Annotated in this window: 22 protein-coding genes; 9 read left to right on the forward strand and 13 right to left on the reverse strand. The window is 39.9% G+C overall.

The window, feature by feature from the left end:
- Positions 1-15: 15 nt before the first annotated feature.
- From RYH73_RS16475 to RYH73_RS16490, 4 genes are all read right to left on the reverse strand, one after another.
- The gene (locus RYH73_RS16475; RefSeq protein ID WP_335314546.1) at positions 16-192 is read right to left on the reverse strand and encodes a hypothetical protein; all 177 of its coding nucleotides are present in this window, start codon (positions 190-192) and stop codon (positions 16-18) included.
- 533 nt (positions 193-725) lie between these two features.
- A complete protein-coding gene (locus tag RYH73_RS16480; protein WP_335314547.1) occupies positions 726-1,442 on the reverse strand; it encodes a hypothetical protein in 717 nt (238 codons plus the stop codon).
- A 22-nt stretch (positions 1,443-1,464) separates the two neighbouring features.
- The gene (locus RYH73_RS16485; RefSeq protein WP_335314548.1) at positions 1,465-3,957 is read right to left on the reverse strand and encodes a TonB-dependent receptor; all 2,493 of its coding nucleotides are present in this window, start codon (positions 3,955-3,957) and stop codon (positions 1,465-1,467) included.
- 165 nt (positions 3,958-4,122) lie between these two features.
- Positions 4,123-6,519, reverse strand: a complete 2,397-nt coding sequence (locus tag RYH73_RS16490; RefSeq protein ID WP_335314549.1) for an ABC transporter permease — start codon at positions 6,517-6,519, stop codon at positions 4,123-4,125.
- 325 nt (positions 6,520-6,844) lie between these two features.
- On the opposite strand from RYH73_RS16490, the gene RYH73_RS16495 reads away from it, so the two are divergent.
- The 4 genes from RYH73_RS16495 to RYH73_RS16510 are packed head-to-tail and all read left to right on the forward strand — an operon-like array spanning position 6,845 to position 9,589.
- Complete coding sequence (locus RYH73_RS16495) at positions 6,845-7,684, forward strand: ABC transporter ATP-binding protein (RefSeq protein ID WP_335314550.1); 840 nt, start codon at positions 6,845-6,847, stop codon at positions 7,682-7,684.
- 10 nt (positions 7,685-7,694) lie between these two features.
- Positions 7,695-8,489 carry a hypothetical protein gene (locus RYH73_RS16500; protein ID WP_335314551.1) on the forward strand — a complete coding sequence of 265 codons (795 nt, stop codon included), beginning with the start codon at positions 7,695-7,697 and terminating at the stop codon, positions 8,487-8,489.
- A complete protein-coding gene (locus RYH73_RS16505; protein ID WP_335314552.1) occupies positions 8,490-8,867 on the forward strand; it encodes a GntR family transcriptional regulator in 378 nt (125 codons plus the stop codon).
- 2 nt (positions 8,868-8,869) lie between these two features.
- Positions 8,870-9,589: a hypothetical protein gene (locus tag RYH73_RS16510; RefSeq protein WP_335314553.1), complete on the forward strand. Its 720-nt coding sequence runs from the start codon at positions 8,870-8,872 to the stop codon at positions 9,587-9,589.
- Between the two features lie 62 nt (positions 9,590-9,651).
- Here RYH73_RS16510 and RYH73_RS16515 read toward each other — a convergent pair whose 3' ends face one another.
- The 4 genes from RYH73_RS16515 to RYH73_RS16530 form a co-directional block, all read right to left on the reverse strand.
- Entirely contained in the window at positions 9,652-11,601 is a 1,950-nt protein-coding gene (locus RYH73_RS16515) for an LTA synthase family protein (RefSeq protein WP_335314554.1), read from the reverse strand.
- A gap of 12 nt (positions 11,602-11,613) precedes the next feature.
- Positions 11,614-12,270 (reverse strand): phosphatase PAP2 family protein, encoded by a 657-nt coding sequence (locus RYH73_RS16520; protein ID WP_335314555.1) that lies wholly within the window; start codon positions 12,268-12,270, stop codon positions 11,614-11,616.
- Between the two features lie 117 nt (positions 12,271-12,387).
- Entirely contained in the window at positions 12,388-13,425 is a 1,038-nt protein-coding gene (gene porY / locus RYH73_RS16525; RefSeq protein ID WP_335314557.1) for a sensor histidine kinase, read from the reverse strand.
- Positions 13,422-14,096 (reverse strand): response regulator transcription factor, encoded by a 675-nt coding sequence (locus RYH73_RS16530; protein WP_335314558.1) that lies wholly within the window; start codon positions 14,094-14,096, stop codon positions 13,422-13,424. Before RYH73_RS16530 ends, porY begins: the two co-directional genes overlap by 4 nt.
- 220 nt (positions 14,097-14,316) lie before the next feature.
- Here RYH73_RS16530 and RYH73_RS16535 point away from each other — a divergent pair, with 220 nt between their 5' ends.
- From RYH73_RS16535 to RYH73_RS16555, 5 genes are all read left to right on the forward strand, one after another.
- Complete coding sequence (locus RYH73_RS16535; RefSeq protein ID WP_335314559.1) at positions 14,317-14,730, forward strand: EamA family transporter; 414 nt, start codon at positions 14,317-14,319, stop codon at positions 14,728-14,730.
- A 132-nt stretch (positions 14,731-14,862) separates the two neighbouring features.
- Positions 14,863-15,300, forward strand: a complete 438-nt coding sequence (locus RYH73_RS16540) for a PepSY-like domain-containing protein (protein WP_335314560.1) — start codon at positions 14,863-14,865, stop codon at positions 15,298-15,300.
- Positions 15,301-15,361: 61 nt separating this feature from the next.
- Positions 15,362-16,606 (forward strand): TolC family protein, encoded by a 1,245-nt coding sequence (locus tag RYH73_RS16545; protein WP_335314561.1) that lies wholly within the window; start codon positions 15,362-15,364, stop codon positions 16,604-16,606.
- Positions 16,606-17,553: an efflux RND transporter periplasmic adaptor subunit gene (locus RYH73_RS16550; RefSeq protein ID WP_335314562.1), complete on the forward strand. Its 948-nt coding sequence runs from the start codon at positions 16,606-16,608 to the stop codon at positions 17,551-17,553. Before RYH73_RS16545 ends, RYH73_RS16550 begins: the two co-directional genes overlap by 1 nt.
- 10 nt (positions 17,554-17,563) lie before the next feature.
- The gene (locus tag RYH73_RS16555) at positions 17,564-20,584 is read left to right on the forward strand and encodes an efflux RND transporter permease subunit (protein ID WP_335314563.1); all 3,021 of its coding nucleotides are present in this window, start codon (positions 17,564-17,566) and stop codon (positions 20,582-20,584) included.
- 14 nt (positions 20,585-20,598) lie between these two features.
- Here the strand turns inward: RYH73_RS16555 and RYH73_RS16560 are convergent, their stop codons facing one another.
- The 5 genes from RYH73_RS16560 to RYH73_RS16580 form a co-directional block, all read right to left on the reverse strand.
- Positions 20,599-21,186: an HD domain-containing protein gene (locus RYH73_RS16560; protein ID WP_335314564.1), complete on the reverse strand. Its 588-nt coding sequence runs from the start codon at positions 21,184-21,186 to the stop codon at positions 20,599-20,601.
- Between the two features lie 17 nt (positions 21,187-21,203).
- Positions 21,204-23,612 carry a TonB-dependent receptor domain-containing protein gene (locus tag RYH73_RS16565; protein ID WP_335314565.1) on the reverse strand — a complete coding sequence of 803 codons (2,409 nt, stop codon included), beginning with the start codon at positions 23,610-23,612 and terminating at the stop codon, positions 21,204-21,206.
- 366 nt (positions 23,613-23,978) lie between these two features.
- Positions 23,979-24,620 (reverse strand): CPBP family intramembrane glutamic endopeptidase, encoded by a 642-nt coding sequence (locus RYH73_RS16570; protein WP_335314566.1) that lies wholly within the window; start codon positions 24,618-24,620, stop codon positions 23,979-23,981.
- A 662-nt stretch (positions 24,621-25,282) separates the two neighbouring features.
- Positions 25,283-25,675, reverse strand: a complete 393-nt coding sequence (locus RYH73_RS16575) for a nuclear transport factor 2 family protein (RefSeq protein ID WP_013665548.1) — start codon at positions 25,673-25,675, stop codon at positions 25,283-25,285.
- A 73-nt stretch (positions 25,676-25,748) separates the two neighbouring features.
- Complete coding sequence (locus RYH73_RS16580) at positions 25,749-26,594, reverse strand: helix-turn-helix domain-containing protein (protein ID WP_335314567.1); 846 nt, start codon at positions 26,592-26,594, stop codon at positions 25,749-25,751.
- Positions 26,595-26,927: the final 333 nt, after the last annotated feature.

The following is a 26,927-nucleotide window of genomic DNA, read 5'->3' on the forward strand; positions in this document are numbered from 1 at the left end:
TACTTACCCCTTTATTTAATTGGGTAATTGCTGATAAAGATCGGTTGTATCTTCGGATGGATGGAGTGGAATAAACGAACGAAGAAGTTGTCTTATCTGGGTTCGAGTATTTCTAATGGGCTTGATGATCGGTTGCAGATTTTTGGGTAAATCTATTTTTTTAATTGCCTTTTTTTGCATTTTCCCTTTCATAACTTTGACATTGTTTTTATCAAAGTTGAGGGGATCTCATGTAGTTACTTGACAACCTCGTGGGAAGTGGCTAAAGATTTTGTTGAAGTTTGTTATCTGATAATGATTAAGGAAGTGCACATAATGAACCAAGCGTCATGAAAGCGTCAGTTGATTTTAAATAGTAATACCATTTTAAGATCAACTGTTTTCAAGTCTAGAAACAATTGACTAGCTTTGATCATGGAAAGCAACCATCTTCCTCCTCAAGCTGAATGGCTTAAGTCCAATAAGATATCGAGCTATAGAAGCTGTCCAAAGTGCAAACTAGGAGAATTAGATACACGCATTCACCGGGGATTTTTTGTTAAATTCTTCCTAAGCTGGCTTCGCTTGAAAAGATATCGTTGCAATAAGTGTTGGAAACGCTCTTATATATGGATTAAAACGAAATAAAATCACATATTATTAGTTTCCTCTTGCATCACCAAAAATGGTGTTTATCAACTAATCAATTAAGTGTTATATTTTGGCAAAATACACGATTCAATTTATCAGTTATCACCAATTGCCCATTTAACTGCAGCATCGAATAGCTTGAGACCATTTTCTTTCAGCAACGGAAAGGTCTTGTTATCTAGAAACAGCATAACTCTTCTTTCAGGTGCAAGAAAATCATAGTCCATAGTAGCCCCTTTTTCATAGCCGAAGATAATCGCTTTGTCCGGTTGTCCCGGCATAGTGGCAATAGTAGAGGCACCTAATCCGGGCTTTCCCCACCCCATCGGCTGATCTTTTCGATAGACCGAATTGATCCCTGCGGATAGGCCTGCAGCTAAGGGGTGAGGAGCATTGACAATCCAGATATAATGCTCACCTTCTACTTCTCCGAAGTCCGCATCTTTATGGCGTCCGACATAGCGTAGGTCGTCGAGGATATCATTTTCCCAAGTTAATATAGGCACTTTAACATCCCTGTATTTTCCCTCGAAATCTTGTGAACCGACCGTAGAAGAAATAATAACCAGATCGTAACCCACTGCTTTTTCTACTGGTTCAGACTGATCGATAAAGGTGATCCTGTAACCGAGCGAATCCAGATGTGCTTTTACTTTTTCATCAACAGGCCTATCGCGATAATCCATGCGGAGCACATATAATATAGATTTCCCCTTGCCCAAAACTTGCGTAAATGCCGGTTGACAATATAATAGACCAGTCAAAAAAAATACACTTTTTATAAGGTTTACTGTTGTTCTGTAAGTTTTCATATCGCTATTTGTAATACTGTAGTTAGAAATCATAAGTTAAACCGGCCAGCCACGTTCTGGGCGCTCCGGGATATAAACGGGAGCTGTCGTACCCGCCCACCCAGTGTGTTTTGTTAGTCAGGTTATTGACATTTAGCTGAAGCAGCACCTTATTAACACGGTAATAGAGCGCTGCATTCAATAAGGTATAAGTGGGGGCATCTATAGGTGTGATGCTGGCATTGCCCTGAAAACCGAATGAACGCTTTCCAATGTAATAAACACCACCACCCATTCCAAGTCCCTTCAAAGCACCGCTGTCAAACTGATATTTGGTCCATATACTTCCCTGATGAGCGGGAGCATTGGGTTTCTGTTGATTATTGTACAGACTGTCGGTACCACCACTTGCGCCTAGCAGTCTCGCATGATTATAGGCATAGGTGGCGACTACATTTAGGTTCGGAAGGATGCTGCCCACTATGTCCATTTCTATCCCTCTGGATTTATCCTTTCCGATCTGGTTTAGTCTGTCCGGATTATCAGGATCCTGTGCATTGTAGAGCGCGTTACGCTGTTCAATATCATAAACTGATACCGTAGCACTCAGGCGTTTTTCGAACCAATCTGTCTTAAGTCCAGCCTCTAATAGATAACTTTTCATCGGATCGAACGGCCCTCCCGCCAATGTGTTCTGGCTCCGTGCGTCCTGCGGGTTATATCCTGTTGTATAAGTAGCATAAGCATTGACATGGCTGTTTATCTCATAGGTTACTCCAATACGTGGCTGTAAGGCGCGCTGGGTAACTTTACTCACCTCCGCGGATGCATAATCCAAATGGCTAACGAAGATGTCATACCTCAACCCTAACAACAGCTTTAGGCGGCGGAAGCTGAGTTGATCCTGTACATATACACTGTGTTGCTGGGAAAAGAAGGGTACCACCACATCTGTGTTGTTTGCCGCGTATATATACCCTCCGATATCCAGGAGACTATGTTTGTTAGCTTCCAGATCGTAGGAAGGAACGTTGGGCTTGGGTATCATCTGTCCATTGTATTCATAAAATTCGTATTGTGCAGCACGCGCAGGTATATAACGGACTGTTACCGTACCATCTTTAAGTCTATAACCTGCTGCATCCATCTGCGATGAACCGACAGGGATAAGGCTGTTGTTGTAATCGTAACCCGCCACGATTATATGACGAACTTCACCCGTTGCTGCTTCTGCGCTGAAATACGCAGTATAACTATCACTCAACTGTTCATTATGCCGTTGGCTCGCCCGTCGAAGTGCTAAGGTATTGATCTGATTGCCTGCACTGTCAACTGCAAAGGCGGTGCTGCGATGTTCCAATAAGTCCTGCCGATATCCGGTGCGCAGATAGGATGTATTGAACGTAATATGATCTGTTAATTTATGACTCAGGGAAGCCGTGATGAGATAGGTCTCTTCATTGAGATAGTCGTTGATATCTGCAACGTTCAGTGAGATTGGCGTTGAATAGAGATCGTTGGAACCAAAGATGGATTGCCCACGGTCCAAACGACTGTTGGATTTGTTATAGACGATATCGAGATTGATTCTGGTCCGTTCATTGGGTACATAGGAAAAAGATGGCGCAATCACAATGTTCTTATCGAACATCAGGTCGCGGAACGAATTGGCATTTTCGTACCCCAGATTTAAACGGTACAGAATTGTTTTATCCTTATTGGCAGGTCCTGTGAAATCTAGATTGGTACGCATGGTACCATAATTGCCGACCTGGAAGTTGACCGATCGGCGATTTACGTCGAGCGGCTTCTTGGTGACCTTATTGATCGTACCACCGGGATTAACATTCCCAAAAAGGGCAGAGGCCGGCCCCTTGATTACTTCCACTCTTTCCAGATAGTTCAGGAGATTTTGCCGCCAGAAGCCATTGAAGGTCCTCAAGCCATTAAAAAGTTGATTGGAACTGTTGCTACCTACTCCTCCCTGATTTCTGAATCCCCGGATTGTCACATCGTCATAAAAGGTATGCTGATTGATCCCGCTGACATTCTTGACGACATCTATCATACGTACCGCACCCTGATCCTGCATTAGCTCTTTGGTAATATATTGAATGGACTGGGGTACATCTTTGATATCAGTTGCGATCTTTGTTCCGCCATAACTTAGTGAATTTTTATATTCCTTTTCCTTTCTGCCGGTCACCTCAACGGATTGCAAAAGCTCTGATTGGTGATAAAGCGTAATTTTCTTTGACATATTATCAGATCCTATTTTAATGCGCTCATGGAATGGTTCGAAACCAAGGGAATTAATTATAATCTCAAAGTGACCCTGAGGCAGGTCGTTAAAATGAAATTTGCCCGTTCCGTCACTTTGTCGGATATAGGTCCCCGGTTCCAGCCTGATAGTCGCACCGATTACAGGCTGCCCCAGTTCGTCAAATAATTGGCCAGCGATGCTGGAACGCTGGCGGGCAGAAAGCGAGAAAAACACGACGGAAAAAAATAATAGAAAAAGTAAAGTTCTTTTCATTGTTACGCTGATCAAAAAATGGAGAGCGCAAATATATAAATTTTATTTAAACTTATTCTAAATAAAGTCCTATACCAATAAAATTCCACAAATATTATGTATAGAATTTCTCTATTGATGATCTTTAGAATCCGTCATAGTGCATCGAAAATCATTATAATTGGACTATTCCATTCTCAAACTATCAACGGGATTAGCTGCAGCCGCCCTATAAGTTTGGGAAATGATGGTAAACAGACCAATGCCGAGTAAAAAAAGAAAACACATCAGCACATGAAGTACACCGAAGTCGGTTTTTACAGGAAAGTTCTGTAGAAACATCACGGATAAAAGCCAGCCAATAGGCATGGCAATTAACCCTGCAATAAGCAATATTTTAACAAAACCTTTTGAAAGGATCCGAATGAGTTGAAATTTATTGGCACCGATAACCTTGCGCACATTTATTTCCTTATTTTTTACTTCAACCGTATAGACCACGAGACCGAGTAGACCCAGCGTAGCGATAACCAAGGCAATAAAACCCAAAAATCCGAGCAAAGAAATGGTGGCTGTTTGCGAATTGCTTTTGTCGAGGTCATCTGCCAACCACGAAACTGTAATGGCTTGGTCAGGATGCAACTCATTTAAAGCAGCTTTCACGCGTTCCTGTACAGCGGTCTTGTTACTGCCTATCGTTTCAGCATATAAATAAGTATATACACCTTTTTTGGTTCTGAAAGCTAAAGGATCTATTGGTTGGCCGGCACCTTTATAGATAAAGTCTTTTAATACACCGGCAATTTCTAACTGTGTAGAGTCATTCATCCATATCTTTTCTCCAACTGCTTTAGGTGCATCAGCAAAGCCAAAGGCATGTGCGGCTTTTTCATTCAATAGTATGTATTCCTCTTTATCATCCGATGCATTTGCTTGGAAATTTTCTCCCGCTTCAAAAGCAAAATGCATGTTTAAAATAAAATTTGCATCCGCATAATAATAATTGAGGCCAAAAGCATCTTTTTTATCATTAATCCATACCGGCATATTCATTCCGCTGAAATGTTGGGTAAAATTGGCCGAGGTAGCTGAAACCGATTTAATACCACTTATGCCGCGGATCTGCTGTGCAGTTATGTTTTCATCCAAGCCGTTTAACGGCACCACAAGCACATTTTCTTTCTTAAAACCGGGGTTTATATTTGACATAAAAGAAAACTGCTTGTAAAAAACAAGCAGAAAAATGATTACCACCAAAGAAAGCGTGTATTGAAAAGCGATCAATGTTTTCTGAACACTTACCTTGCCTAAAATTTTAGCGGTAGACAAGCTCTTAAGCACGCGCAGTGGCTTGAATGCAGATAATATCCACGCCGGAGCAGCGCCTGCCAGCAACGCGGCAAAAAGTGCATATACAATAGTCCATGTTACAAAAGAAAAATTATAATAAAACGAAGAAGGAATAAATTCATAACCATCATTGAAAGGCGCATACCGAACTATAAACGAAAGAACCATCCAGGCAAAGCCTAAAGCGGCAAAAGACAACAAAATAGATTCAAAGATGTACTGTACAAAAACCTGTGAACGTTTCGCCCCAACGATCTTTCTTATGCCTACTTCTTTTGCACGGGTTAAGGCACGCGCAACGGTAAGATTGGTATAGTTAAAACATGCAGCGAGTAATATCAGGAAAGCAATGCCAACTTCCACATAGATCTTTGTCCAGGAAGTGCCCATGGCAATTTCGTTACTTAAATAGTCCGCACCCGGACTGATACAATCTAACCGCTGCAGATGGAAGCGTGTTTCGCCATCCTTATTCATTTTATTTAAGCCACTTGCTGTTGTATTCAGTTTGGATTGTAATGCCCCCGTCGTTGCATTTTTATGTAATAGCACATAGGTGTAAGCTATATTGAAGGCAAACCAGTCGGTCGATTTTTTCGGAAGTATTTTGTTACTTTCCATTTGCGCAACGCTGCTATAAGATGCATATGCATCATAGTTAACGTGCGATTTTCCCGGCGGTGTATCCAGCACGCCTTTAATAATGAAGTTTTGGCCGTTCTCAAAGGTTATAACCTCGCCAATAACATTGGTTGTACCAAAAAATTTCTGAGCAGTCTCATTACTGATGATAATTGAATTCGGTTCTTTTAGCGCCGTTGCAGTATTGCCTGCAATCAAGGAAAAACCAAATATAGAAAAGAAAGAAGGTTCGGTGAAAGCACCATCTAAATACATTTCCTTTCCATTTACGCTGGCCTTCCCATTTAATACGGGATAAATATTCACCACCTCTTTTACCGTTGTCTGATCTTCGCCCAAGCTGCTTGCCAGCGGTAATGGAGAACTCGCCATCTGCCATTTCTCTCCATTTTTTTTATTGTATTCTGAAATAATGCGGTACGTATTTTCAGGAGATGGATGAAATTTATCGAAGCTGAATGCGTCCAGTGTACGGATCAAAATCATCAAGCCTACGGACATACTTAATCCGAGACCAAAAACATTTATGAATGTGGTAAGTCTGTTTTTTAAAAGACTCCGTACTGCGATCTTTAAATAACTTTTTATCATAATATAAGATCTTGGCTTGAAGATCTATCTCCCAGATATCTAAAACACTTCCAAGGATATCTTTCAATTAACCAAAGGGAATGCCAAATAATAAAAATAAGAAAATCAATCACTTACAAACTAAAAATTCAACATATTGTACGCTTTTGATACACGCTGTGTCCGCTTTCAATACAGAAAACTGAACAAAGGGAAGCTAAAGACGTTCATTAATATCGATACAGAAATGCTACAACTACGCCCCCATTTAAATATTCTTTGAAATAAAAATTGGATTCTAGAAAAATATTCTACATTTGCAGTGTAATACTAAACTACTACACTGATGATACATATTTCTGACCTCTCATTTGGCTATACACGTAAACATTTACTGTATCGTAAACTCACGCTTTCAATGGATGATGGAAATGTTTACGGCCTGCTTGGCAAAAATGGCGCTGGAAAATCAACCCTGTTAAAGAATATTACAGGCACCCTTTTTCCGACGGAAGGAAACATCTCCATTGATAACATGGTACCTAGGAAAAGATTGCCCTCCTTTTTAAAGACCATTTATTACATTCCCGAAGATTTACATATCCCATCATTAACGTTAAAACAGTATGTAAATTTGTTTGCAGTTTTTTATCCGCTGTTCAGGGAAGACGATCTACACCGCTACTTAAAAGAGCTGGAGGTAAAGGTACCAGGAAAGATCAATGCGCTTTCCTTTGGTCAGCAAAAGAAATTTATAATCGCTTTCGCCCTTGCCTGTAATACGAAGGTTTTATTGATGGATGAACCGACAAATGGCTTGGATATCCCGTCAAAAACACAGTTTAGAAAACTCATTGCATCGGTGATGGATGAGCATCGCATCCTGATTATTTCTACTCATCAAACACGTGACCTTGAAAACCTAATCGATCGGGTTATTATTGTGGATGACGGCCGCCTACTGATGCATGCATCGATAGAAGAAATTACTAGGAAGTTTTATTTTGAAACCGTCAACGAACTTCCAATCAGCAGTAAGATCCTATACACAGAAAAACACCTCAGAGGCTTATCAATTGTAAGAGAAAACACGACCGGAGAAGATACCCGAGTTAACCTTGAACATTTCTTTAATGGCGTAACAGGAAAACCGGCTTTAGCTAAAGAAATTTATTTAACGGAATAATCAGTTAATTATGAATGATACATTTAATTTAAAACGTTTCGCTTGGCTGCTAAAAAAGTCGATATTGGAGCGCCCCGCTCTTATGTTGGGGCTGTTGGCTGTAACACTGGCGATTACACTGCTCACCTACTCTATCGTGCAATCTATAGCGGGTATAAACAGGGCACAGATTAGTGCTTTTGTTCTTGGTTTTGTAACGGGCGGGAGTTTTATGGCATCTTCTGTTTTTGGATATTTTTCTTCCACGGCCAGCGGTTCGTCGTTCCTACTGATACCTGCGTCGCATTTTGAGAAATGGCTCTGCGGGATTTTAATAACAGGAGTCCTATTTATATTGATATATTTAGGTTTCTACCGTTTAATTGATATTTTCTTTGTAAACAGCTACCGCAATGGTCTCGATCCTGCCAGAGCTGACTATCAGTTGTTATATAGCGGGATCGAGCTATTTTCTTTTGATAATGAAATAGCCAAGATAGTGTACACCGTATTTTTTAATCTTGCTGGAGCAATGTTAGTGGGTTCATTATATTTCAATAAGGTAAGTTATATCAAGGTGGCGTTGGTCATTTGTACATTGACTATTGTAACGTATTTTTTGAACCTCTCTATAGCAATGGCTTTTTTTGATCATATTGATGTAGCCATCCCCTTTAAGGTTATCTTTTTAAAAGTTGGCAAGGGTGTGGGTATTATCAACCAGCCCGACCTCATGGCCAGGGCGATAAACATAACCATTAGTTATGTGATACCTGCAATATTATGGTTAACAGCCTATATTCGCCTTAAGGAGAAAGAAATTTAAATGGAGTTTAAAGAGAAACAGGCAATTTATCTGCAGATAGCAGAATACGTATGTGAGCAAATTTTGCTAAAAAAGTGGCTACCTGGCAATAAGATATTGAGCATTCGTGATCTTGCTGTGCTTATGGAGGTAACGCCGAATACCATTCAGCGCACCTACGATTTTCTGCAGCAAAGAAATATTATATTCAATAAACGGGGTGTTGGTTATTTCGTTGAGGATAGCGGAATGGAGCGTGTTCTCGCCTTTAAAAGAGAGTTATTTCTGGAGAATGAGCTACCTACAACGTTTAGAAATATGTACTTATTGGATATAAATGCGGATGAAATAAAAAAAAGATTCGAGGAATTTATTGAACAGAATTTTAAAAAGATATAGTTATGAAGATCAGTACTACTATTCTCACCATTATGTTGGTTTTATTTGTAACTGGCATATTTGCGTCAAACGTCGCTTTCAGAAGGCAATATGAGAAAGTGGATAAAAGTGATTTATACTGGAATTACAGTAAAATTGCTGATAAGCCTTTCAGACATGTAAAATTAGATGGTGGAAACCTAACCAACATTGTTTTTGAACAGAATCCGCATTGTTCGGCGAGGGTACTTGACTACTGGGGCGGCTATGAAAAAGATAGCATAAAGGCTTACGTAGATAAGGATACGCTCCACGTTAAGTTCGTAAATACTTATGCCAACCTAATAGAGAAATCATGGCTACAATCGAACGTGCTGATCCTTATTTCTGCACCTGAATTATTGTCGATTGAAGGTGTCAACACAAATTTTCATATGAACAAGCTTAACCAGAAATCATTGGACATAAGGCTATCAGGCAGGTCAAGGATAGGAATTGAAAGTAATAATCATCATTTTGATAACCTTAATATTACCCAACGGGACTCATCGCAGGTCATTATCAAGATGAATCCCGAACTTAAGAGTAGCCCAATAATGAGCGTGCAAAAAGTTACTGCCGATCTGCAAGGTAGGACCCTTTTAGACATTGGCCGAGCCTACGTAAATGAATTAAACCTTAACGTAGCGGATAGCTCTGCTATTATTTTATCTGGCTATGCTTTAAAAACTATTAACAGATAGTGCGTGATGAATGAAAGGAGCTTACACTTATCGAAGAGTGAATCCTTTATATTTCACAAAAATTATTGTTTCATAGCACCACTTTTAAACAATTGGTATGCTCCCTGATAGTAAGCTACTGCTTTGTTTAATTTCTCTTGATCAATAGGGATGGGAAACTGATTATTGCCATTCATATCCAGTTTATAAAAATTGGCCTTTCTTATCGGGCTTAAAGTCATCAGGGTACCCTGCTCCAGCAGTCCCAAGATCTGATAAGTACTGATGAAAGTCCTTGGGTGATACGCAGACGATAGTACATCCTGACCAAAAAACTTGCTCTTATAATTCCATCCCAGTATATGGAATAATGTAGGATATAAATCTATCTGCGAGCACATCGGCGCTATTTTTTGAACAGCATTATTCTTCAAATTATAGATAAATGCCGGAATATGGTAATTACTCACGGTCAACTCTTCCTTTCCTGCACTGCTTGCACAATGATCGGCAACAAATATAAAGATGGTATTGTTGAACCAAGAGTGTTTCTTTGCGGCGGCCAAAAATCGGCCAATGGCATAGTCTGTATATTTCACTGCGCCATCTCGTCCCGAGCCCGAAGGAATATCAATTTTACCGGCAGGATACGTGTATGGTCTGTGATTCGAAGTAGTCATAACAAAATGATAGAAAGGTCTGTGTGCCTTATATTCCTTATCAGCCTGCTTAATAACCGCTTCAAAAAGATCTTCATCACAGATGCCCCAAGCATTTTCAAAATGTATAACGCTATCCGGAATGAATGTGCGTTTTGTGATGATCTCATCGCTCGGCATGATTTTTCTACCGCGATCTACAATATCAAAACCATTGTGACTAAAATACCGGTTCATATTATCAAAATAACCATCGCCTCCATAAAAGAAAGTACTATGGTATCCTTTGCTATTAAAAACGGCCCCCACAGTAAACAAGTTTTCGTTGTCTTTTCTCCTCACAATACTATTACCCGGAGTAGGCGGCGCCGCCAAAGAGAGTGCTTCCATTCCCCGTACTGTTCTCGTTCCGGTTGCATACATGTTTGTAAAAAGCAGACTCCTATCCGCTAGGCTGTCCATAATTGGCGTAATATTATTCTTATTGCCGAAGTGCTTCATAAAATTTGCACTCATGCTCTCGATGGTGATCATGATAACATTGGGTTTTTCATCTACCCCTCCGTTGTTTATATAACGCTCAATACTTCCCCTATTAACTGAATACCTACCATTATCGCTTTCGAGCTCTTTTCTCAAAACGGCCAACACCTCGTTAGCGGGATGGTTTATATAAAAATCTTTGTACGATAACTCATTAGTTCGATAGGCTGCAACAAATGAATAAATACCTGCCTTCGAAAGCTCCTGTTGGTATCGGTTATTACCCGTCTCAGCCCATTGGTTGGGGATAAATAAAATATATACAAACGCAACCAATAAAAGACTTACTGTAATCGCTACTCTTTTTCCAAACCTTGTGCCCGTTTGAAAGCTTCGCTCGAACATGTTGTATTTGAATACCAACAGAACCAATAACAATGTAGTGCCCAGCACACCACCTATCAATAAAGGTAAGGGATAAGATTCATTGATATTCTGAACAACTTCATAGGTATAAATAAGATAGTCTACCGCAATGAAATTAAAACGGCTTTCAAATTCACTCCAAAAAGTAATTTCTGCAAAGAAAGAGAAAACACAGATGAAAACACAGAGGGTAAAAATACCGATAGTGACAATTTTATTGAATAAACTTCTGTTCCACTTTTCTGGTAAAAATAACAGGTAAATTGAATAAGGAACCACAAGGAATGCGCTTACTCCAAAATCAAAAATCAAACCCTTCCAATATATAGAAAGTATATCCTGGAAAGTAAATACTGCTTTAGAAAAGACTTCAATCAGCAGGATGGTCCTCATCAAAAAAGATAGCACCAAAAATAATAGCATGAAGCTGTAGAGTACAGCATATCTGTGCTGAAAATATTTCATTTGATAAATTTTTTAATTTTCGTTGAGGTGCCTCTTTTTATTCCATTTAAAATGGTGTGTCCAATAAGCAAGCTTCATGGTGAGAATACCAATACCAGCCCCCATCAGCACGTCACTGATATAGTGCCGGTTGTTGGCCATCCTTAAGCCACCTACACTAGAGGCCGCCGCGTAGGCAACATAAGGCATCCATTTATAGGTAGATCCATACTCTTCTGTCAAAAAAGTGGCTGCCGCGAAGGCTTGGGCAGTGTGGCCGGAAGGAAAAGAATTATAGGTACTGCCGTCGGGCCGTAAATTATGGAAAGTGGATTTAGACGCAAATACAATACCCGACAGCAGCAGCTCACCTTTCAAAAGGATGGCCGAGCGGTTCACGAAATCATGACGGGCTTTGTAACCGTAAGCATCCATGGTATATACCGTAGCGATCGGTGCGTATTGAAGATAGTCGTCCACATGGGTATGGAAATTGGGAAAATGTTCGTTCCGTTCCTCGGCAATTTCCATTTTAAAAGACTCCGGTCCATTTCCATTGGCCAGCAAACCACCGATCATCACGCCTAGTGGCAAGTATAATTGGTTGCGATTAAACTTCACCGGGTTTTGGAGGTAAAGCCTTTCCTCCCTATGGGCATCCATGATCATTCGCTGGGCAAACAGGTTCATGTGGCATACTGTTAACCCCAGCAAAATCAATGACTTTAAATATCCTATTTTTGGCATTTATTTTTGCTGTATGTAACAACAAAATTGAAAGCCAATTCTGTAGAAATCCTGAATTGTCTAGAAAGAAACCGTAAAGTAATGCTTATTATTTTCGAATTTGTAGGCGATATCCCAGTGATACGTTGAACAGATCTCCTTAGCTATGGCCAGGCCCAATCCGGTTCCCATACCGTTGTTGGATGAAAAGCGTTTGAACAGCTCGTCTTCACGTAAGCGATTCTCTCCTGAATTTGCAACAACGAATCCCGCAGCATCCACGCGGATTAATATTTCACCTCCAGAATGGTTATGGCGATAGGCATTAAAAAGTAAGTTCTGTAGTAACACTTCTACCAGCGCCTTGTTGCCCATGATAGATACATCGTCTGAGATATTGGCTGTTAGCTTGATTTCTTTGATCGCTATATGTTCAGAAAGCATATCCATTACCTCTTGAAATAACTGGCTAACGTGCACTTTTTCTATGTCTTCAAATTGCCTATTATCAATTTTTGCCAACATTAACAAATTCTTATTGATACGTGAGGTGCGTGCAACGGCGGCGCTTAGTTCCCGTATCAGTTGATGCTGACGTGGCGAAAGAGTACTCTCCTGAAGAAAGAGATCCAGTTTCGATTGCATAATGGCCAGTGGGGTCTGTAATTCATGACTGGCGTTTTCCGTAAATTTCTTTTGCTGATTATAAGCCGAAATGGAGCTTGTTATCAATTTGTGGAGGTTGGTGTTCAGCTCCGTAAATTCCGAAATATCGGTGGGCTCAAAAGAAACTGTTTTATGCTGGTTTAGATCGAAATCCTTAATTTTGGTTAAACTGTCATAAAATGGACGCCACAGTTTATGTGAAAGTCTACGGTTCAGTAGTACCAGACCAACCAGTAACAAGCTGGAAAAAAGTACTGTCAAAATGGTTACCGTACCGATGATCAAAAAGCTATCTTCTCTGCCTGCCTTCTCCGTCAGGGTGATATTATGTTCATCCAATTCATACTGCAAAAGCGCACGAAAAATAAAATAATAGACGGGTATACTGCAACAGAGTACAATGGCAGCGTAAGTGAGTAGCTTATTAAGTGATTGATTTAATAGTTTACTCATATCTCCCATTTATAGCCTGAACCGTACATTGTTTTCAGGTAATTATCTATTCCCGAATCTCCCAGTTTCCGTTTGAGATTTTTGATATGTGCATAGATAAAATCATAACTATCCAACATATCTGCAAAATCTCCAGATAGATGTTCGGCAATCGCATTCTTGGAAACTACCTTATTCTTATTACTTATAAAATATAACAAGAGGTCAAATTCTTTACGGGTAAGGATTACCTCCTTATCATTTACCGTAACAGTTTTTGCCGGAACATTGATCGTTATCTCTCCCTGTTTTAATATATTTGAATTACCCAATTGGCGCCTTCGTATCACCGCATACACCCGCGCAGCCAGTTCCGATAAGTGAAACGGTTTGGGAAGATAATCGTCAGCGCCTATTTTTAGGCCTGCCAGTTTATCTTCCAGCGAACCTTTGGCCGAGATAATGATCACCCCGTCTTCTTTGCCTTCATCCTTCAATACTTGAAGAATTTTCAAGCCACTCCCTCCGGGAAGCATCAGATCCAGTAAGATACAATCATAGCTAAATTGGTAAATTTTAGCTATGCCCTCATCATAGGTCTCAGCCAGCTCACATCGATACTGCTCATTGGAAAGATATTCGATCATATCTGTTGCCAGCGCTGGTTCATCTTCTATGATAAGGATTTTCATCTGTATAAAATTTACTTTCAATGGCGATGAAGCTATCATGATTTTATCCATTCCACTGTATGCTTTTGCAAAAGCATGATGGTTTCATAATTGCTATCGGCTCTTTAAGCTTAAACCCAAAGATAAAGATCCAATTCTGATTTTTCTCTGAATTCGGACGAACGATCTTAAAAACATTCAATATAATAATTTGAATGGTGTATTTTTACATTAAAAAAGTATGTGGAAATATTACGCTTTGCTCTCCGCATTATTTGCTGCGTTAACGGCGATACTAGCTAAACTCGGCGTCAAAGGAGTTAATTCGAATATAGCCACTACTATCCGAACGCTTGTTATCCTTTTTATCGCTTGGGGTATCATCTTGCTCAACGGTGAAGTGAAAGATATCAAAACCTTAACTAAAGAAAACTGGCTATTCCTCATTCTCTCTGGTGCGGCCACGGGCCTTTCCTGGCTTTTTTACTTCAAGGCACTTCAGTTGGGCGATGTCTCCAAGGTCGCCCCTATTGATAAGTTAAGCGTAGCAATCGCGATGGGACTATCTTTCTGGATACTAAAAGAGCCTATGGAAATGAAAACCATTATTGGTGGCTTATTAATTTTAACGGGTACGCTGGTTATCATTTGGTAATTTATCAAAAATTGCAATCTCGCCATCCGTCAAAATATCATTCACAAATATTAAACCTATAATAACAAATACAGAAATTCTACAGAATTGGCAACTAGTATTGTTTATTATTTCACGCTTATTTAGCAAAAGATGAAACACTACATTAGCACAATGATCTTTCTATCGTTCATGATGATAGATCTATCCGCCCAAGGAAAAGTTCTGCCACAGACATCTCCGCCCGCTGTCGCAAAAGCTAGTTTCGAGAAAAGTTATCCCAATGCCTCCAAGGTAAAATGGGAAAAAGAGAACGCAGAGTATGAAGTTAGTTTTACCAGTAATGGTAAAGGGATGTCAGCTGTTTATGATGCCTCCGGTAGGTTGAAAGAAACAGAGACAACTATGCCAGTAGCACAGTTACCTGCTCCAGTAAAGAGCTATATTGCCCAGCATTACAAGGGACACAAAATTAAAGAAGCAGCAGAAATTAAATATGCTGACGGTACTGTAAATTATGAAGCTGAGGTAAATAAAACGGATGTCATATTCGATCTGAGCGGTAAATTTATAAAGGAAGACCAAGACTAAGCAAACAGTGCAGGATCGGCCGTCGAATTTCATACGGCCATCCTTTTATATTTTCGAAATAATGAAAATCGATAAAAAATGGATATTCCTCATCTGTACGCTTGTTTACGGGTCCATCTTACATGCGCAATCGGGCAATCTAGATTACTATCTTAAACAGGGATTGGAAAACAGCCCCTTATTAAAAGACTATCGTAACCAAATGAGTGCTAACCTTGTGGACAGTGAAAAAATAAAAGCGATCTATAAACCACAGATAAACGCCAACAGCACAAACTCTTATGCCCCTGTCATAAATGGGTGGGGATACGATGAAGCAATCACCAATGGAAAAAACATCAATGCGGTACTAGGTTTCACCCAAACATTGGTAAGTAAAAAGACTCTACAAACCCAATTTGAAAGTGTCAATCTGCTGAATAAGGGGCTTGATAACACATCAAAAATTTCGGAGCAGGATCTCAAACGTACCATTACTGCCCAATATATAACAACCTATGGAGACGAAGAGCAAGTTAATTTCTTAAAAGAAACCTATCAGCTGTTGAAAGAGGAAGATGAAGTACTTAAAAAACTAACCCGCAGCAATGTTTACCGACAGACCGACTATCTAATTTTTTTAGTAACCCTTCAACAACAGGAACTAGCTACAGCACAAGCCGATATACAATTACAAAATGATTTTGCCACCCTAAACTATATTTGTGGCACCAACGATACCAGCGTCCTCCAATTGGAAAAACCTGCTCTGATTACGGAAAATACACCTTCGGCTGAAAACTCCGTCTTCTTCACCCAATATGCTATAGACAGCCTCTCTCTAATAAATCAAAAGGCAGTGGTAGATATGAATTACAGGCCAAAAATAAACTTATTTGGTGATGTCGGTTATAATTCCACGCTTTTAGTAACCCCCTATAAAAATATTGGTTACAGTTTCGGTGTAAGTCTGAACATTCCTATCTATGACGGTGGCCAGCGTAAGCTGGACTATCGTAAATTGGCTATAGCTGAAGAGACCCGTACGCAGTATAAGGATTTCTTTAGAAGACAATACGATCAACAACTTGCACAATTACAGCAACAGTTGCATGCTACTCAAAACATGATCGAACAGATAAATCACCAAATAAAATATGCAAATGGACTGATTAAAGCCAACACTAAGCTGTTAGCAACTGGAGATGCCAAGATAGCGGACTTAGTTATTGCAATCAATAACTATTTAACAGCAAGGAACCTCTTAACGCAGAACAAAGTCAGTAGCCTATTAATTGTTAACCAAATGAATTATTGGAATCACTAATGAAAAATATACTAAAAGGTAAAATATTGCTGTATATACCTCCTCTCCTACTTGTTAGCTGGATCTGTGCTTGCAGCAATTCCGTTCAAACAGATGATCAAACAAATAATTCCGTGCTGACACCCGTAACGGTAACAAGTATTGGCCATGAAGATATGAGTGATTATATTGAGCTAAATGCCACTTCTACATTTCTTCTCAAAAACTTCGTAAAGGCAAACGCAAATGGTTATCTACATTCTTCCAGCATTCATTTAGGGCAATCCGTTAAGAGGGGCCAGTTACTTTTTACCGTTAAAACGAAAGAGGCGGAAAGCCTGGGCAGCACATTAAATGTATTAGACTCGTCGTTTAAATTTAGCGGAACGAATAAGATCCGCGCGGGAGAAAGCGGTTTTGTAAACCAACTGAATCATCAAACTGGGGATTATGTACAAGATGGGGAACAGTTGGCTACCATCAGTGACATGAACAGTTTTGTGTTCCTGATGAATCTGCCATATGAATACAGTATGCTTGCTATTCCCTCAAAAAAGGTAGAGATCTATCTACCTAACGGAGAACAACTGATTGGAACGATAGGGTACGCTATGCCACAAATGGATTCCGTTGCGCAAACGCAGCAGGTAGTAGTTAAGGTTGTTGCCTCTCATTCCATACCCGAAAATCTTGTAGCCAAAGTTCGATTACTGAAAAAAGCCCGCCCTAACGCCACTACGCTTCCGAAAGCTGCAATACTTAGCGATGAAAGCCAGACTAACTACTGGATTATGAAAGTAGCTAACAATGCTATAGCCATCAAAACACCTATAAAAAAGGGTATAGAAACTGCTCAAAGCGTTGAGATTCTCTCTCCTCTTTTAAGTGATAGCGATCGTATTTTGCTAACGGGCAATTATGGACTAGAAGATTCTGCCAAGATAAAAATTACCAAACCCACTGAATAAACTACAAGACGTGAAGAATTTCTTTGTGACCTACAAAAATCCGTTGACTGTGGTATTGGTGCTCATTATAGCAGGTGGTATATTTACCTACGGTAAAATACAGTCATCTTTATTTCCGGAAATAACTTTTCCCAAAATAAAAATTATTGCTGACGCTGGGCTCCAGCCAGTTGATAAAATGATGGTAACCGTTACTAAACCCCTTGAAAATGCTATCAAGCAAGTACCTGATTTGCAAATGATCAGAAGTACAACCAGTAAAGGAAGTTGTGAAATATCTGCGTACATGACCTGGGGTTCAGCTATTGATCTCAGCTTACAGCGAATCCAAGCACGTATTAATGATATCCAAAGCCAGCTACCACCAGAAGTGCAGATCACCGTAGAAAAAATGAATCCCTCTATACTGCCTGTTATGGGCTACACGATAGAAAGCCGGGATAAGTCGCCTATTGAGATGAAAATGCTAGCCAACTATACGATTAAGCCCTTTCTTTCACAAGTAAACGGCGTGTCTGACGTAAGAGTCATTGGTGGCAAAACAAAAGAATACTGGATACAGTTAGATATTCAAAAAATGGGTTCATTGGGTATTACCCCAGAACTGGTAGCGAACGCCATGGCACAGACTAACTTCGTCAAATCCAATGGTTATGTATCAGATTACAGATATCTCTATCTTACCATAACAGATGCAACGGTACACGCACTGGATGATCTTAAACAGGTAGTCGTCAGCAATGATGGGAAACGAATAATCACTATTCAAGATATAGCCACTGTGCAGATCAATGAAAGTGTTGAATTTACCAAAGTAAATGCCAATGGTAAAGCAGGCGTTCTTATTGCAGTGATTAAGCAGCCGAACGCTAATCTCCTCACACTATCCGAAGCGATGAAAAGGAAGGTAGAGGCATTAAGGAAAACATTACCCAAAGGAGTAACCATCAAACCGTATTACATACAGGCAGACTTCGTTAGCGATTCTATCCGCAGTGTTTCCGATAGCTTATGGCTAGGATTAGGTTTAGCTATTATAGTATCTGTCCTTTTTCTGCGTTCCTGGAAAGCCAGTGCAACTATATTAGTTACGATCCCCATAACCTTATTCTTGACGCTTATTGTACTATATGCTATTGGCTATACCTTTAATATCATGACATTAGGTGCCCTTGCTGCTGCCATTGGATTGATCATTGATGATGCGATCGTAGTGATGGAACAGATACAGCGTACACATGAAGAACATCCAGAAGAAGCCACTACCAATTTACTCCAAAAGGCGATAAGATATCTCTTCCCAGCGATGTTAGGATCGTCTATTAGCACAATCGTTATTTTCATCCCCTTTATCATGATGAGCGGCGTGGCAGGAGCATATTTTAAGGTTCTGACGGATACTATGATCATTACATTGCTATGTTCTTTTTTCGTAACCTGGATTGGGCTGCCGGTGGTTTACTTAAGGCTGGGTGGCAATACAAAAAAGGACACAGGCAAGTTTGAGGGCAATGAGGTCAAACAGCAGGGTTGGATATCATTTTTTATACACCGCCCATGGATCAGTTTTTGTTTTGCGGGCGTGCTATTAGTGGCAGTAGTATTGGTTCTACCTAGGCTACAAACGGGTTTCCTTCCCGAGATGGATGAGGGCAGTATTGTACTCGACTATACTTCCCCGCCCGGCACCTCGTTACAAGAAACTGATCGCATGCTCCGCCAAGTTGAACAAATAATACAGCAAACACCCGAAGTATTGGCCTATTCTAGACGTACGGGCACTCAAATGGGTTTCTTCATAACTGAACCAAATACAGGAGATTACCTCATCCAGTTAAAGAAAAACAGAAGACGATCTACCGATGAAGTAATCAATGCGATCAGGCTACAAATTGAGGGCTCACAACCCGCACTTAGAGTAGATTTTGGGCAGGTAATAGGTGATATGCTGGGTGATCTTATGACGTCAGTACAACCAGTTGAAGTAAAGATATTTGGAAACGATCAACACCAGTTGCAGCAATTTTCGAAACAGCTCGCAGACCTTGTTTCGACCGTACCTGGTACAGCAGATGTATTTGACGGTATTATTATGGCCGGACCTTCGGTAAGCGTTGTTCCAAACTACGCGAAGCTAGCACAATTAGGAATTACACCTGCCAATTTACAAATGCAACTACAAGCCTCTATTGAGGGAAATGTGGTGGGAAGTATACTGGAAAAAGAACAACTGTCAACTATTCGAATGACATACCCAAATAACAAGGGCAGAAGTATATCCGATATAGGCAAGCTTAACATATTTTTACCTACTGGAAAACGCTACCCGCTCTCCATGTTAGCTACCATCAACATTAAAAGTGGCGATGCAGAAATCCAACGAGAAAACCTCCAATCAGTAGGCGTGGTAACGGCGAGACTGGAGAATCGTGATCTTGGAGCCGTTGTAAAAGAAATACAGCAAAAGGTATCCCATACCTTGGCATTACCGTCTGGTTATCATATCGAATACGGAGGAGCTTATGCCGATCAACAGCAATCTTTTAAAGAACTACTTATGATACTCATCACCGCAAGCCTACTGGTTTTCGGTGTCATACTTTTCCTCTTTCGCGAATTTAAAGTTGCACTGGCCATTGTGGTAATAGCTGCCTTCGGTATTTCAGGTAGCTACCTCGCATTATTTTTAACCAACACACCACTGAATGTGGGCAGCTATACCGGTTTGATCATGATTGTAGGTATTATTGGGGAGAATGCAATATTTACATTTCTTCAATTTAGAGAAGCGATTAAAACCAGAACAGCTGAAGAGGCTATCATATATGCGATATCTACGAGACTACGGCCTAAATTAATGACGGCAATAGGTGCTATTATGGCCCTGCTACCCTTAGCATTAGGAATAGGTGCCGGTGCCCAATTACACCAACCACTTGCCATTGCTGTTATTGGTGGTTTTATAATAGCACTACCATTGTTATTGATTGTACTGCCTTCTGTTCTGAAAATATTGTACAAGCGTAATTAGGGATAAAAATTTGTTCATTCTTGACTCAAAGACTTCAAGTGCTGAAGATTTTTAGTCTTTCCTTCCGACAACAGTTGCCGACAATAAACGGTGAAAAACTGATGCGTCTTTAGGAAATGAATAGACTTTTCAATCTTTTTATCAATACATATACCCAGCCTACATTCTAGTTCACACCATACCTGTTCATCTAATTTCATAAACTCATTGGTTCCGATATGGTAGGTATCCGCATCGCACAAGATCTCTTCAAGTAACGTTAATGGTTTGGCAGGCATTTTGGTGGCCATAATACACGCTTCTATCCGTTTAAGTATCCCTCGATCAATCAGCCTTTCAGCAAAATATTCCCGCATCAACTTAACACCTAGCTGCTCATGTGTAGAAATATCGCCAAAAAGATGTCCGGTATCATGGAACCAAGCCGCTGCAAGCAAGGTAAATTGCTCCTCTTGATTTAAGGCGCAATGCGTTGCTATCTCTCGGGCGTGTTTTACAACCTGCTTGGTATGATCCAAGTTATGGTAAAAAAGGCATGGTAAAGACCGTACCCGAAACAGTTCTTCCACAAATGCAGCTATTTGAGTGAGTTCCGTTTTCATACTTACGTCATTAATTATTAGAACTTATAACTATAACCCAAACGAACAACTTGGGTTTCATAGTAATCTGTACTAAGATAACTGAATCCCCGCCCTTTTATATCTCTTCTGATCCTTAATGTATTGGCAATATCCGTTGCATTCAGGAAGACCTCTCCTCTGCCCTGCTGAACAGGCTTCTTTACCCCCATATCAATAGAAAATTGAGCGTAGATCTTTCCCTGAGGGATGATATCTGGTGCCAGGTAAATGCTTGTCAGTTGCAGATCAAATTGTTTCGGGAGGTGAAATAAGGCATTTAATTTTATATTTCCGGAGAACATATCCTGTTTATCGGCACTAAAGGTATTTTCTTCCGGATATTGATTTACAACCGTAAAAGCATTTATGATATTTTGGTATCCATTCAGGTTTAGGTTAAATGTTGCCCACTTGCCAGCATCCTGCGATATAACCACCTCTACCCCGGTATTATAACTTCTTCCTGCATTCTGAAATATATTGTAGATCAGGTTGCTGCCCGGTATGGTACTGGCAATTCGGGTGATCGTTGCTTCCATTGATTTATGATAAGTCGCTGCATAGAAAGAGCCTTCGTTCCAGCTGGTCTTATATCCCAGTTCATAGGAATTTGTAAACTGAGGGCGTAAGCCCGGATTTCCAACCTTGATAATCTCCGCATCGTCATATTTCGGAAAAATGCGGATATCCACCTCATTGGGTCGGTCTACACGGCGGTTGTAGAAAAAGGAAATCCTGTTCCGATCATTAAATTTATAAGCCATACGCAGATTTGGAAAAGGCTGCATATAGTCGTAACCATCACTTTTATACGTTGGGTGATCAGGGTTTACATCGTATTGCACCTTCACATACTCCACACGTAGTCCGGCTTCTACCTCGAAGTGCTGGTTTTCAAAAATGTAGTTTCCATAAAGGGCAGGTATCGTTTCCTTATAATCTGCCCAACCGCCGGCGGTGGAGTCCAAGGGCGAATTTAATCCAGGAATGAATTGCATATTGGTGGGAATACTTCGCCTCCTGAACTTCATCCCACCTTCAATACGACCATACTTCAAGGGATGCACGTAGTCTATATTAAGATCAGCAACATGTTCATCGGAAATCAATTTAAAAGCATCAAAACCGGTAAATGTGGGCAAGATATTGGTGAAAAAATATTTCTCATCTTCCCGATGGAAAGTATAATTAAAACCAACGTCCAAAATCCTACCAGGTTGTTTAAATTTATGCTGCCATCCAGACGATGCTGTAACAGTAGTTTTCAGTTCATCTTCTAAAAATTGCCAGAGACGGCGTCTTTCTGACAGATCTTGATTAAAAAAAGGCTCATCACCACGATCTATAATTTTCTCGCTGCTGAAAAGCCCTGATACCGTAAACGTATTATACTCATTTATATACCAGTCGAAACCACCCTTGCCGGTTACGATATTGGTGTTTCTGTTACGCTTGGTCTGTTGCCTCACCATATCGCCGTTATCGTACGTTCTGTCTACAAACTCATTTTTATTCAAGGTCTGGGTATAAAGATTATCTCCCTGAAAGAATATATTTATATGCTTCTTACGATAGTTAAGGGCTAGCGATGGATTGATCTTCGGTGTGTAGCGATATTGAGAACGGATAGTCGGAAGATTTTCCTTTTTTTTCCACAGGGCCCCCAATCCTCCCGAGAGGCCTACTTTCCCGTTAAATCCCTCCTGTTTTTCTTTCTTGTATATTATATTGATAATTCCGGCATTTCCGTTAGCATCGAATTTTGAAGAAGGATTGTTTATGATTTCAATTCTTTCTATTGCGGAAGCGGGGATGTTATCCAGCCCAGACTGGTTCCCAAATCCAGTTAAGGCGGTCTGCTTGCCATCCATCAACACCATCACCTTATCGCTTCCACGGAGCTGTACCTTACCATCGTCACCTATCGTAATCCCGGGAAGATTCTTCATCGATTCCAGTACGGAACCTCCGCTCTGACTGATATTGTCTGCCACATTAAACACTTTTTTATCCATTTTGGCCGATATAGCCTCCTGTTTCCCGGTAACAGTAACTTCATCAAGCTGGCTCCTATCTGGTGAAAGAGCTATTGCTCCCAGGTCCAGAAATTCACTCAATTTTCCTACCGCTACCTGTTGTTCTTTTGACTGATAGCCTATATAACTTACTTCGAGTACATAATTCCCGCTATTAATATTAGAAAGAATAAAGTTGCCATCTTCCTTAGTGATCGTTCCTACAATAAATTTATTGTCTGTTGCCGTTTTCAATCTAAGACTTACAAATGGTAAGGCAGCATTGCTGGTTGAATCTCTAATATGGCCAGACAGGGTCACCTTAGTTTCCTGGGCATATAGAAAAGCAGTAAAGAATAAGGAGCAGCTTAGTAAAGTAAATGATCTCATCGGATAATATTTTTTGGTTGTACCCGACAAAGATGTAAGCAGATTCTGGAGAAATTCTGAATTTTCCACAACTCCCATGCTTAAATTAGTCCAGAGACTCGATCAGCGGTAAGGTAGATAATTTTGGGGTAGTTGTCAGTGCTGTTGGAAAGTCGCTTTTGCTGTTCGCATGTTTCTTGCCAAACACATGACCATCATCCCTAATCTTGCAACATGAAACCGATTCTAATCTTTTTCCTTTAGCTATTCAGCGTCGGCTCCACTGCCCAGACCTTACGTGGAACGCTGGTTGACAGACAAAGCCAAAGAAGGCTTACATTTGCCAGCCGTTGATCAGATGATCTCTTCCCTTTTAACAGGATTTTTTTAGGTTAAAAGTCCCAAATATATTAGTGTCAATGCTATGGTATCAAAAAATGCATGTGAAAGAATAGAATTCCATAGGTTCCTTCCAAAATATCTATATATGAAACTCCAATATAAACCGCCAAATGTTGCAGCAATGATTCCGAATAACCCTTGCTGACAATGATATAATCCAAACAATAAGCCGGTTATACAAGCACTTAACCAAAAAGAATTTGTATATTTTTCAAGCAGGGAATTTATAAAGCCGCGGAACACTATTTCCTCATAAAATCCTCCAACAATCCACGCTGCAACTAGCGTTATCATTAGCCTAGAAATATGTTTCCTTATAAAATCATATTCAGTATAATCGGGAACTGTAAATAAAACCGAAATAAGAGGAACATATATCCATCTCATAAATGCTGTCCAAATCAGTGCCGATAAAATGGCAATAATAACTGATTTGATTGTTATTCCATTTTTTACCAGCCCAATACTTCGTAAGCCCTTTCTGCTTTTCCTCAAATAATAAATAATTGCAATAAAACAAACTATCGAATAAGAATAAAACGGAAGTGGAAAATAGTGAGGAAATAAAACGACGAATGCAATTATTCCAAGGTCAAATATTACTTGATTTACGTTTTGGTTATTCATTTTTTTAATATCACGAAGGGTCCGAATTGATCACATCGTTTCATCAGAAATCTCACATATCAACAAACCTGCCAACGCTAAAACCTCACTTTAGCAGTTTAATTAAATGTTTAAAAGTTTTATGAATGTACATTTTCGTACAGTAAGTGTCTGAATACGGGCATTGCTGCTTCGTGGCCAAATTTCATCTTATCTACATCAAGATTGATTTTATTATAGATTTAAAGAATTATCCAGTAAGGTAAGAATCTTATGGTACTGAATTCTTATTGGAATTATTTCCTAGATGTCATTTGTCCAATTTCTCTACCTTGCGTTATATTATGTTCCTTTCGTCTATTGTTAAATCAGCAATTTCTTTCAATTCCTCTATAAATTGGTTCGAATTATGCCCAGTCAGGAGCACTTTAAGGGCAAAATGCTTTCAATAGCTTTTTGCCCTTTTTATTTACCAGCAATTCCTTAGTAATCAGACAAATACAATTGAACACTGGGCTCACTGTAGCGGTTCAGGCTTTTAAATTTTCAAACGTAAAGGTCTGGAAACATTGAGTCAATTATCCCTCATTTTAAATAACCGTCTGATTTAAAGAAAATTAAATCCGCTTTAAAGATTTTAAAAAATAAAATCGGCGACTTTCATGGGTGGCTACAACTGAAAATTAGTGCCTCGACCCTAAATCGCGATCTTTTTCGTCGCCACTGATCATGTGGGTAAGTTCGTTACAATAAATAATCTTCTGATCTTTGAAATGGAATTCAGCAATGACCCGAAACTTACCCGAACGTCCGTCTTTTGTAGTACCGCAGACTACATGATTGGAAAACAATATGTTGCCCTCCGTGATTATGGTTTGAAAGTCAAAGCTTAGCGTCCTTATCGTTTCCTTTTGCAGGCTAACATGCTTGCAGAACTGAGCGTAGTTCAATTTTTTACCATCTACTTCCTGGATGTATTCCTGATCAAAGTACTTTTGAATCGCCGCCTCATTAAAGGCGGTGTTTTCAAAGATTTCTTTAAACATACTCTTGATTGTTGTTTTGTATTCGTTCATATAAAATAAATTTAATACAAAACAATAGAATTGATCCCTAATGGTACAGACCTGATCCACGGAAAAAATTGTACTATTTGCGGTATCGTTTACGAAAAGCTGCTGGACGCTCACCAACTATCTTCTGAAAAACACGGTTAAAATAGGCCGGATCGGAATAGCCCAACCCATAGGCAATCTCTTTAACACTTAAGTCTGTGTGCACGAGTTGTCGTTTACCCTCTAAAACAATTTCTTGCTGAATGTATGTACTTACCGCAATCCCGCTTGTTACTCGTACACATTCGTTTAAGTAAGAAAGTGAAAGGTTAAGCTGACTAGCATACCATGATGGCGCTTTTCGTGCCTTGAAATTATTCCTGAGTATTTTGCTAAATTCAAAAGTAATAGCTGCAGCCCTATTGCCTAAAGTTTTCTTTTCACTTATTTTGATAACTTGCGCGAAAATACCGGTGAAAGCCGATACTAAATGCGTAACGATGACCGATATCAGGTTACCGGCATTTGATTGATAACTAGCGATAGCGCGCGCTATCTCATCCAAGAAAGGTGCTGTGTCGTTTACACGGAACACGTCTCCCGACACGCTATCTAGTAAAATACGCCTAACAACTTCATCTATTAATTCCGAACTCGTTGCTAACATCCAGCCACTCACTTTATCTGCTGAATTAAAATGGTGGACGCTTCCGGGTAAAATACAACAAATGCTGAGCCCATCTAAGATTACCTCTTTGAAATCGATGGAAAGTATTGACCTTCCCGACTGCTGGTACAGAAAAACAAAGTAGTCATCACGATGAGCAGTCATTATAGGAGGACTGCCATGTGGCTTATTGTCTATACGCCTGATATGCAAGCCCGGTATAATTTCCCGTTCTAAATTTAATATCGGAATATCACTCGGTCTTTTACTCATGTAGATATTGAAATTATAGCCATTCGTATGATTCTAGTAAAAATATGACAAGCAATGGAATAAACAAATGATATTTGCTGATATCCTGAAACGGTACGCATTGACGGGTATACGCTTTCCGCTTTCGAGCCTAGATGGGACATAAGTAATCCCTCTTTTCGAGGGGTTTGTTATTTATATTTGTCGTCCAATTTAATTTTAATGGAATTAAAAAGTGGACTGGTAATGTCGACACGCAGATCCTGCGAAGTTCTTCCATTCATTTCAAAAGTCCCCTTTTTTCCTGCGCAAGCGTATCAATTGTGGTGAACGCTGTAAATAAGACCGTAATTA

The sequence above is a fragment of the Olivibacter sp. CPCC 100613 genome (genome assembly GCF_036959255.1).
Lineage (GTDB): Bacteria > Bacteroidota > Bacteroidia > Sphingobacteriales > Sphingobacteriaceae > Olivibacter.

What these genes read in the sequence shown, in the direction of transcription:
- RYH73_RS16485 (WP_335314548.1), bottom strand. Translation starts at nt 3,957, where the DNA reads ATGAAAAGAACTTTACTTTTTCTATTATTTTTTTCCGTCGTGTTTTTC.
- RYH73_RS16560 (WP_335314564.1), bottom strand. Translation starts at nt 21,186, where the DNA reads ATGAAAACGGAACTCACTCAAATAGCTGCATTTGTGGAAGAACTGTTT.
- RYH73_RS16480 (WP_335314547.1), bottom strand. Translation starts at nt 1,442, where the DNA reads ATGAAAACTTACAGAACAACAGTAAACCTTATAAAAAGTGTATTTTTT.
- RYH73_RS16545 (WP_335314561.1), top strand. Translation starts at nt 15,362, where the DNA reads ATGAAAATCGATAAAAAATGGATATTCCTCATCTGTACGCTTGTTTAC.
- RYH73_RS16515 (WP_335314554.1), bottom strand. Translation starts at nt 11,601, where the DNA reads ATGAAATATTTTCAGCACAGATATGCTGTACTCTACAGCTTCATGCTA.
- RYH73_RS16565 (WP_335314565.1), bottom strand. Translation starts at nt 23,612, where the DNA reads ATGAGATCATTTACTTTACTAAGCTGCTCCTTATTCTTTACTGCTTTT.
- RYH73_RS16495 (WP_335314550.1), top strand. Translation starts at nt 6,845, where the DNA reads ATGATACATATTTCTGACCTCTCATTTGGCTATACACGTAAACATTTA.
- RYH73_RS16475 (WP_335314546.1), bottom strand. Translation starts at nt 192, where the DNA reads ATGAAAGGGAAAATGCAAAAAAAGGCAATTAAAAAAATAGATTTACCC.
- RYH73_RS16550 (WP_335314562.1), top strand. Translation starts at nt 16,606, where the DNA reads ATGAAAAATATACTAAAAGGTAAAATATTGCTGTATATACCTCCTCTC.
- RYH73_RS16530 (WP_335314558.1), bottom strand. Translation starts at nt 14,096, where the DNA reads ATGAAAATCCTTATCATAGAAGATGAACCAGCGCTGGCAACAGATATG.
- RYH73_RS16510 (WP_335314553.1), top strand. Translation starts at nt 8,870, where the DNA reads ATGAAGATCAGTACTACTATTCTCACCATTATGTTGGTTTTATTTGTA.
- RYH73_RS16580 (WP_335314567.1), bottom strand. Translation starts at nt 26,594, where the DNA reads ATGAGTAAAAGACCGAGTGATATTCCGATATTAAATTTAGAACGGGAA.
- RYH73_RS16535 (WP_335314559.1), top strand. Translation starts at nt 14,317, where the DNA reads ATGTGGAAATATTACGCTTTGCTCTCCGCATTATTTGCTGCGTTAACG.
- porY (WP_335314557.1), bottom strand. Translation starts at nt 13,425, where the DNA reads ATGAGTAAACTATTAAATCAATCACTTAATAAGCTACTCACTTACGCT.
- RYH73_RS16570 (WP_335314566.1), bottom strand. Translation starts at nt 24,620, where the DNA reads ATGAATAACCAAAACGTAAATCAAGTAATATTTGACCTTGGAATAATT.
- RYH73_RS16500 (WP_335314551.1), top strand. Translation starts at nt 7,695, where the DNA reads ATGAATGATACATTTAATTTAAAACGTTTCGCTTGGCTGCTAAAAAAG.
- RYH73_RS16490 (WP_335314549.1), bottom strand. Translation starts at nt 6,519, where the DNA reads ATGATAAAAAGTTATTTAAAGATCGCAGTACGGAGTCTTTTAAAAAAC.
- RYH73_RS16575 (WP_013665548.1), bottom strand. Translation starts at nt 25,675, where the DNA reads ATGAACGAATACAAAACAACAATCAAGAGTATGTTTAAAGAAATCTTT.
- RYH73_RS16540 (WP_335314560.1), top strand. Translation starts at nt 14,863, where the DNA reads ATGAAACACTACATTAGCACAATGATCTTTCTATCGTTCATGATGATA.
- RYH73_RS16505 (WP_335314552.1), top strand. Translation starts at nt 8,490, where the DNA reads ATGGAGTTTAAAGAGAAACAGGCAATTTATCTGCAGATAGCAGAATAC.
- RYH73_RS16520 (WP_335314555.1), bottom strand. Translation starts at nt 12,270, where the DNA reads ATGAACCTGTTTGCCCAGCGAATGATCATGGATGCCCATAGGGAGGAA.